At 38.5% G+C, this 5,493-nt stretch carries 8 protein-coding genes; 4 read left to right on the top strand and 4 right to left on the bottom strand.

What is annotated here, in order from left to right:
- Together L652_RS0103640 and L652_RS0103635 are read right to left on the bottom strand one after the other, a co-directional pair.
- The coding region (locus L652_RS0103640) for an MDR family oxidoreductase (protein WP_024595369.1) at positions 1-719 on the bottom strand (719 nt) is incomplete at its 3' end.
- A gap of 49 nt (positions 720-768) precedes the next feature.
- Entirely contained in the window at positions 769-1,404 is a 636-nt protein-coding gene (locus L652_RS0103635; protein WP_024595368.1) for a TetR/AcrR family transcriptional regulator, read from the bottom strand.
- Between the two features lie 409 nt (positions 1,405-1,813).
- Here L652_RS0103635 and rmf point away from each other — a divergent pair, with 409 nt between their 5' ends.
- Positions 1,814-1,984 carry a ribosome modulation factor gene (gene rmf / locus L652_RS0103630; RefSeq protein WP_002960897.1) on the top strand — a complete coding sequence of 57 codons (171 nt, stop codon included), beginning with the start codon at positions 1,814-1,816 and terminating at the stop codon, positions 1,982-1,984.
- 65 nt (positions 1,985-2,049) lie between these two features.
- On the opposite strand, the gene fabA is transcribed toward rmf, so the two are convergent.
- Positions 2,050-2,565, bottom strand: coding sequence for a bifunctional 3-hydroxydecanoyl-ACP dehydratase/trans-2-decenoyl-ACP isomerase (gene fabA, locus L652_RS0103625; protein WP_002960896.1), 516 nt, complete (start codon positions 2,563-2,565; stop codon positions 2,050-2,052).
- Positions 2,566-2,768: 203 nt separating this feature from the next.
- On the opposite strand from fabA, the gene L652_RS0103620 reads away from it, so the two are divergent.
- Genes L652_RS0103620 through L652_RS0103610 form a run of 3 tightly spaced genes read left to right on the top strand, consistent with a single transcriptional unit; the run spans position 2,769 to position 4,874 of the window.
- Positions 2,769-3,626 (top strand): 6-carboxytetrahydropterin synthase, encoded by an 858-nt coding sequence (locus L652_RS0103620; RefSeq protein WP_024595367.1) that lies wholly within the window; start codon positions 2,769-2,771, stop codon positions 3,624-3,626.
- Positions 3,619-4,437 carry a M23 family metallopeptidase gene (locus L652_RS0103615; protein WP_024595366.1) on the top strand — a complete coding sequence of 273 codons (819 nt, stop codon included), beginning with the start codon at positions 3,619-3,621 and terminating at the stop codon, positions 4,435-4,437. The genes L652_RS0103620 and L652_RS0103615 overlap by 8 nt, the downstream gene beginning before the upstream one ends.
- A gap of 5 nt (positions 4,438-4,442) precedes the next feature.
- On the top strand, positions 4,443-4,874 hold the full coding sequence (locus L652_RS0103610) for an acyl-CoA thioesterase (RefSeq protein WP_024595365.1): 432 nt from the start codon (positions 4,443-4,445) through the stop codon (positions 4,872-4,874).
- A 272-nt stretch (positions 4,875-5,146) separates the two neighbouring features.
- Here the strand turns inward: L652_RS0103610 and L652_RS0103605 are convergent.
- A partial coding sequence (locus L652_RS0103605) for a Na+/H+ antiporter NhaC family protein (RefSeq protein WP_029770156.1) occupies positions 5,147-5,493 on the bottom strand: 347 nt, incomplete at its 5' end.

Raw genomic sequence — 5,493 nt, 5'->3', positions numbered from 1 at the left:
CCCCCATACTTTAATGATGCACAAATATTAGCAAGTGTATGGCTACCTACTGAATCTATTGCCGCTGCAAAGCGCTCTTTTTGCAAAGGCTTACCAGGATTTGAAAGCTCGTTTCTGTAAATTACTTGTTTAGCACCTAACTCTTTTAAATATTCACTTTGATCTAATCGACCCGTAGCTGCTGTTACGTTGTAGCCTAGCTGGTTTAATAAATAAATAGCAAAGCTGCCTACACCACCATTGGCACCTGTTACCAGTATTTCGCCAGATTCAGGCGTAATACCTTGTTTTTCAAGAGCTATAACACTTAGCATAGCGGTATAACCGGCTGTACCTATTTGCATCGCTTGTTTTGGAGAGATACCTGCAGGCAAGGGGATTAGCCAATCGCTATTAAGTGCCGCTTTTTGAGCAAGCCCGCCCCAATGTTTTTCGCCTACACCAAAGCCATTTAATATTACGTTATCGCCACTTTTAAATTCATCGCTGGTGGAATTTGTAACCGTACCCACTAAATCGATACCTGGCACCATAGGAAAACTGCGTACAACGGGGCCTTTACCTGTAATTGCTAAACCATCTTTATAGTTAAGTGTGCTGTATAGCACGTCGATAGACACGTTTTCGTTTGGTAAATCACTATTTTCGATAGTCGATAATGAGGCGCTGTAGTTATTATCTTCTTTATTAATAACAATGGCTTTAATTGGGTTACTCATGGGATATCCTTTTAGACCGATCGTCTTTTAATTGGTAAATAAAAACGCATTAGGTTAATAATGCGCGTAAAAACATTTCTGTATACAAAGTAAGTGGAGTATTTGATTTTGTGAGCTTGGCGCGCATAACTGCACCTTCCCAGCCAATCCAAAAGTACTCACTCATCAATTTTGTATTTACATGGCTTGCAATAGTGCCTTGTTGCTTAGCTTGGTTTAAGCAAACCTCTACATGGTTTTGCCAAGCGGTGTAGCTTTGCATTAATCTGGTTTTAAACTCATCACTTAAATGGTTAAGCTCTTGATTTAAGTTACCTACTAAACAGCCACGTTTGTAATCGTATTTTTTCATTCCTTTAATTGCGCTTTGGGTAAAATTAACGATTCGCTCAAGTGGGGGAACATCTTCTTGCTGTATGTAATGGGTAAGCTTTGCAATAAAGTAACTGTCGTATGCATCAACTAACGCAATGCCGAAGGCCTCTTTACTTTTAAAGTAATGATAAAAGGAGCCTTTAGGTACAGCCGCTTTTTTTAAAATAGTATCGAGCCCCGTGGCGCTAAAGCCAAACTCAGTTAGGGTTTCTAGGCCCGTGCGAATAAGTAGCGCTTTGGTATCGGCGTTCTCTCTGGCTATTTTAGGTGGGCGACCACGGCGTATTGGTGTTGATGTATTTTTGTTCATGAACTCATATTAGACCGATCGACTTTAAATAATCAAGCATAAATTTAAATTGTTTAAAAATACTTCAAGTTAGGGGCGGGCTATTAATTTAAGATTAATGAAATAAAAGTGTAACGATTACATTTTTGTTTGGAACTTAGTCAATATTAGTCGGTCACAATTAAAGCACATAAGTGCTTTTTAGCGATTATTGAGTCGCATTTTATTTAGCATAAAACCGGTCAAATTAAATGTTGTATGACCACTTACTTTTTTAAATGTTAATTCATTTTTGCATCAGCAACTTAGTTAAAGTCAAACAATTTAATTGCTTTTACGATTTGAATTTTACATTTTTATTAACTATTCATTAAATGTAGATTTCACTAATGCTACACAATATATAAATAAAAAGGTGAGGATATTACCGATGAAGAGACAGAAAAGAGATCGTTTAGAAAGAGCTCATTCTCAAGGTTTTAAAGCAGGTTTAGCAGGTCGCTCAAAAGAGCTATGCCCTTATCAACAAGTAGATCCCAAATCAGAGTGGTTAGGAGGTTGGCGTGAAGCGATTGAAAACCGCAACATGTACAAAACCTAAAATCAATAATCGAATTTAAGCAAAAAGGCCTCCACGTTGGAGGCCTTTTTGTACGCATTTAAAAATTAAAACGCGCTAGTGTCTTGGAACAAGCCCACTTTTAAATCTTTTGCTTCGTAAATTACTCGGCCATCTACTTCTACAGTGCCATCTGCAACGCCCATGAATAATTTACGTTTAATTACGCGTTTCATTACAAGGCGGTAAGTTACTTTTTTATTAGTTGGTAAAATTTGGCCAGTAAATTTAACTTCACCCACACCTAGCGCACGGCCAAGACCTGGGCCACCAGACCAACCTAAGTAAAAACCAACTAGTTGCCACATAGCATCTAAGCCTAAACAACCTGGCATTACTGGGTCGCCTTTAAAATGACAATCGAAAAACCAAAGGCTAGGGTCAATATCAAGCTCAGCAACAATTTCGCCTTTACCATGAATACCGCCATCAGCAGTAATAGAGGTAATGCGATCCATCATTAACATGTTGTCACTTGGTAAACGGCAGTTACCTTCACCAAACATTTCACCTTGACCACACAGGATCAACTCTTCTTTTGTATAGCTATTTTTAGGTTCCATAACACTTATCTTCGCTTAGAAATTGCCAAGTACTTTAGCGTACACTTGTACGCTAAACAACTCGGAGCAGTTAAAAAATCAAAATATTGCATATTAAATCATCAATCAATCAACGCGATTGGTTTTTGCACTATAAAACCGCGCAATTACAATCAGAAATCATTATAATTAACGCTGTCTTATAACCAGTCTAAAGGAAGTTTATGATCCTTTTTGTTAACTCACTAACTGTGATTGATTTTTCTTACTTATGTAACAAACGCGGCGCCGTTGGCGAGAGCTGGATTGTTGATTTAACTTTGCACGGTAAACTTAACGAAGAGTCTATGGTTTTAGACTTTGGTTTAGTTAAAAAGCAAATTAAAGGCATTATAGATGAGTGTATTGATCACCGTTTAGCAATTCCTACAGGGCTTAATGGCACTGTATCTGAATTTGACGAGCATAAAACACTCGACTGTACATTTGGTGAAAATAATCACTTAGCTATGAGCGCTCCTCATCAAGCTTATTGCATGATTAACGCAGACGAAGTAACTGTTGAATCGGTTACCGAATTTTTAATTGCGACTATTTTACCGAAGCTACCAGATAACATTGAAAAAATTGAGCTGTCTCTTAAGCCTGAACACAGCCAAAGTTTTTACTATCATTACAGCCATGGCCTTAAAAAGCATGACGGTAATTGCCAGCGTATTATTCATGGGCATCGTTCTCAAATTGGTATTAGCCTAGATGGTATCTCTATGCCGCGCTTGCAAAAAGAATGGTCTCAAAAGTGGGAAGATATTTACTTAGCCACCAGTGAAGATCAAATTAACGCAGCTGATTTAAAACACATAACAGCCAAAGCGGGTGATGTATGTTTTGCTTATACATCGGCACAAGGCTATTTTGAAATGGCTATAAGCGAGTCTCGTTGCGACATTTTGCCAGTAGATACCACTGTAGAATGTATTGCTGAACATGTAGCTGGCCAAATTAAAGCCCAATACCCAGAAAAAGCAGTGAAAGTAACGGCTTATGAAGGTGTTGGAAAAGGATCGATTAGTTATGTTTAAAACACTTTTAGCAACAGCGCTTGTTGCCTCTGCTAGCTTTAGTGCTATGGCGCTTGAGTTAAAAGGGCATTTAACACAAGGCGGTTTAGTTACTGGAAAGCTAGAAAACGCTAATTCAGTAAGTTTAGATGGCAAAAGCTTAAAACTTTCGCCAAATGGTGACTTTGTATTTGGTTTTGGGCGTGACGCTGAAACGACTCATACTTTAAAATGGGTAGATAACACGGGTAAATCGCATTCACAGCCGCTAGCCATAACTAAGCGTGAATATGAAATTGATAAAATTACCGGCGTGGCTAAGAAGTATGTTTCACCGGCAAAAGAAGTCAGTGCACGTATAAGCCGCGAAGCAGTTGCTGTTCGTAAAGCGAGAGAAGTAGACTCTGATTTACTGTACTTTTTAGACCCTGTGTTAAAGCCTGCAGAAGGGCGTATATCGGGTGTTTATGGTAGTCAGCGCTATTTTAATGGTGAGCCTCGTCGTCCGCACTTTGGCTTAGACATTGCTAATAAAACAGGTTCTCCTGTTTACGCGCCAATTAGTGGTACCGTGGTATTTTCTGAACCTGATTTATACTACTCAGGTGGTACATTAATTATTGATCATGGCCATGGTATTACCTCAACTTACATTCATTTAAGTAAGCTTGATGTAAAAGTGGGTGACAAAATTAAGCAAGGTAACAAAGTGGCTGAAATTGGTGCAACAGGGCGTGTAACGGGTCCTCACCTAGATTGGCGTTTTAACTGGAAAGGCGAACGCCTTGATCCTGCATTACTAATGCAAGATACATTAGCAAACAAAAAGTAGAGATTATGACTGAAGTAAATCGCGATGCAATAATTGCTCAGCGTATTGAAGACTCAACCACATCGGTAACTAAAACTGTGTTTCCAGGGCGTACTAATCATCACAATACTTTATTTGGTGGTGATGCACTGGCGTGGATGGATGAAGTGGCATTTATAGCAGCAACTCGTTTTTGCCGTAAGCCTTTGGTAACTATATCTTCAGATAGAGTTGATTTTAAAGAAGCGATACCAGCAGGTACTTTTGCAGAGTTAATTGCTAAAGTAGTCCATGTAGGTAATACCAGCTTAAAAGTTGACGTAGATATATTATTAGAAACTATGCACAGAGATGATAAGCACTCTGCCATTAGTGGTAGCTTTACGTTTGTTGCAGTCGATGATAACCACAGACCGACTCCGGTAGTATGCGACAAAATGATTTATGGTTTTGATTAATTTAAAGCTTTAAATATGCGGTAAAGTAAATTTATATAAGCACCTTAATTGGTGCTTATATAAAACCCCTAAAAGAACACATCATACTAAATATTCATTAAATATAACCTCGACAACAGAGTTAATATTAACTAAAAAAAGTAATCAAACTGGGGGGGAGTTGATAGGGGTGAGAGTTGTTGGATTTGGATACTAAAAAGGCATGCTTTAAACATACCTTTTTAGTTACATTTAACTTTTAATTAAATTTACGAATACTTACATGCATACAACTAAAGCACCATTGCTGCAATCCAGCCAAATATCAGCAGTGGAATGTTAAAGTGAATAAACGTTGGAATAACAGAGTCTCTAATATGGTCGTGCTGGCCATCGGCATTTAAACCTGATGTTGGGCCAAGCGTTGAATCTGAAGCAGGGGAGCCTGCATCACCTAAAGCGCCCGCAGTACCAACAAGTGCAGCGGTTGCCATAACCGAAAACCCAAGATCTAAACACAAAGGAACAAACAAAGTTGCAATAATAGGCACTGTTGAAAACGAGCTACCAATTCCCATTGTAATTAATAACCCGACTAACAAAATAACACCGGCGGCCAAAGGTTTATTACCATCAAAAA

Origin of the sequence: Pseudoalteromonas sp. TB25, from assembly GCF_000497995.1 — a bacterium.
GTDB lineage: Bacteria > Pseudomonadota > Gammaproteobacteria > Enterobacterales > Alteromonadaceae > Pseudoalteromonas > Pseudoalteromonas distincta.
This window is presented reverse-complemented; position numbering and strand designations above follow the sequence as displayed.